This is a genomic window from Nocardia sp. NPDC004260 (assembly GCF_053603155.1).
The window spans coordinates 1-2,327 of record NZ_JBSGEZ010000228.1 but is presented as its reverse complement, the minus strand read 5'-3'; the positions used below and the strand labels follow the sequence as shown (position 1 = coordinate 2,327).

The following is a 2,327-nucleotide window of genomic DNA, read 5'->3' as shown; positions in this document are numbered from 1 at the left end:
CGGTGGTGTACTCGCTGCGCGACAACCATCCTCATCGAATCGGTAGCGGGCCGACATGGGGCATGTACCTATCTATGGTCATGCGATCACCTATCGCGGTTGCCGATCGGCGTTCAGACGATTCGCACTCGTGTGCATCTGGGGTACACCCCAGGCTGACATCCGGGGACGACGCGGAGAGCGTCGGGTTGAGGTGCCGTCCGCGGCATCCTGACGCTGTTCGGCTGAGCTCCTAATCTTCTGATCCGTAGCTACGACGATCCGGAGGCGCTGGTGATACCGGCCATTTCGCGATGTCAGCCGCAGTGCAGGCTGTCGGGATAAGCTGCGGTGCAGCGGGGTTCGCACCCATCGCGACATTGATTCTGCTGGATTAAGTACGTGGATCCTGTTGACGGGTCTGCGAGGGCGGGAGGGGACGTCAGGATGGAGCCGGTAACGATGGTGGTCGCTGCGGTGGCGGCTGGCGCAGCTACGGGGCTGACCGGTGTAGCCGAGCGAGCGGTCGCTGATGCGTATCAGGCGTTGAAGGGTCTTCTTGCTGGGCGGTATCGGTCGGTCGATGTGGGCGTGGTGGAGCGGCAGCCGCAGTCGGTGAACCGGCGGGCTGTGCTCGCCGAGGAACTCGAGCAGGCCGGTGCGGGGGCTGACGAGGAACTGCTGGCCGCGGCGGGGCAGGTGCTCGTTGCGGTGCATCATCACGCGCCGCAGGTGGCGGACACGGTCGGCGTGCAGCTGCGGGAGGTGCGTGCGGGGGAGTTGACGATCACTGATGTCGCCTCGGCAGGCGCGGGGGTGGTGGCTGAGAACACCTCGGTGGACGGCTCGATGACCATCAGTGGGATTCGGGCGGGCACCGGGCAACCTCACCCTCCGGCGGCGCAGCAGTAGCAGACCGGGAGTCTGTTGCGCCGTCATCTGTTCTGCCCGCGGTGGCTATCACTGGGGTAGGGGTGGGCCGGGATATCTCCATCCAGTACTCGGTAGTGCAGCAGCCTCTGGCGCCTCCGAGCGTGATCGGAACTTTGCCGCGCGATGTGGGCACACTCGTCGGACGCGGACTCGAATTGGCGCAGATCGTGTCCGCGTCGGCTGGGGGGCGTGTGGTGTCGATCCACACCATCGACGGCATGGCTGGTATCGGTAAAACTGCGCTGGTGACCCGGGCTGCCCACCAGTTGGCGCCCGCGTTTCCCGATGGGCAGTACTTCGTCGAGTTGCACGCCCACACCCCGGGACAGGCGCCCGCCGATCCTGCGGATGTTCTGGCAAGGCTTCTCACCGCTGTCGGTGTCGATTCCCGCTTCTTGCCTGCCACCTTGGAGGGGCGTCGGGACCTCTGGCTGGACCGCACCATCGGGAAAAGAATGTTGCTGGTCCTCGATGACGCTCGCGACCACGTTCAAATCGAGCCATTGCTACCAGGGACAGGCGGGTGCTTGACCTTGATCACCAGCCGCCGACACCTGACCGCTCTCGATGGCGCCATCAGTCTGCCACTGGATGTGCTCGATCCTGACACCGCCGCCGAGCTGTTCACTACCCTCGCTGGCCGCACCGCGGCCACCGATGTCGAGCGCACCGCCGTGGACGAACTCGTCCGATTGTGCGGCTACCTCCCGTTGGCGATCGTCCTGCTGGCCGGCCGCCTGGCCCACCACCGATCCTGGAGCATCGCCGGATTCGCAGACGAGTTCGCCGCCGCTCAGGACCGGCTGGAGGAACTCGAAGCCGGGCCGCGTTCGGTGCAGGTTGCGTTCACGATGTCCTACCAGGACCTTCCGCCCGAACGACAACGCATGTTCCGGTGTCTGGGGCTGCACCCGGGCCCGGACATCGACGCTTGGGCCGCGGCGGCGTTGGCCGGTGTCTCTGTCGATGTGGCGCGTAAGCACTTGGACGCGTTCTACACCGACCACATCATCGAGGAAACGCAACCGGGTCGCTACCGGTTACACGATCTGCTGCGGGCCTACGCTCGCACCCGAGCCGAAACCGACTCACCTGACACCAACACCCAGGCGAATGACCGGCTGCTGAACTACTACCAAGCCAGCGCCACGGCAGCAGAGAGGCACGTCGCCCGCTACATCCAGCCCACTGCGCGATCTGTACCGGAAGGTGGTCTGGTGCGCGAGTTCGCTGACACAATGCAGGCGCTGACCTGGTTACGCGTCGAGCGTGACAATCTCCTGGCCTGCATCGACCAGACATTCGACGATCAGCCACGACTGTCGCCTGCCAGGGTGATGGGACCACTGGTTTGCCATGTGGATGGGACCGGGTGGCCTTCGGTTGCGGCCGTGTGGTGATAGTGGCCGATCGCG

General features: G+C 65.2%; 2 protein-coding genes. Both read left to right on the top strand.

What is annotated here, in order from left to right; all coding sequences use genetic code 11:
- The first annotated feature begins 441 nt into the window (after positions 1 to 441).
- Positions 442 to 891 carry a hypothetical protein gene (locus tag ACWEO7_RS39195; protein WP_452430870.1) on the top strand — a complete coding sequence of 150 codons (450 nt, stop codon included), beginning with the start codon at positions 442 to 444 and terminating at the stop codon, positions 889 to 891.
- 122 nt (positions 892 to 1,013) lie between these two features.
- Positions 1,014 to 2,312 (top strand): ATP-binding protein, encoded by a 1,299-nt coding sequence (locus ACWEO7_RS39190; RefSeq protein ID WP_452430868.1) that lies wholly within the window; start codon positions 1,014 to 1,016, stop codon positions 2,310 to 2,312.
- Positions 2,313 to 2,327 lie beyond the last annotated feature (15 nt).

Excerpts from the sequence above, each read along its gene's own strand:
- ACWEO7_RS39195 (WP_452430870.1), top strand. The coding sequence starts at position 442 with ATGGTGGTCGCTGCGGTGGCGGCTGGCGCAGCTACGGGGCTGACCGGT.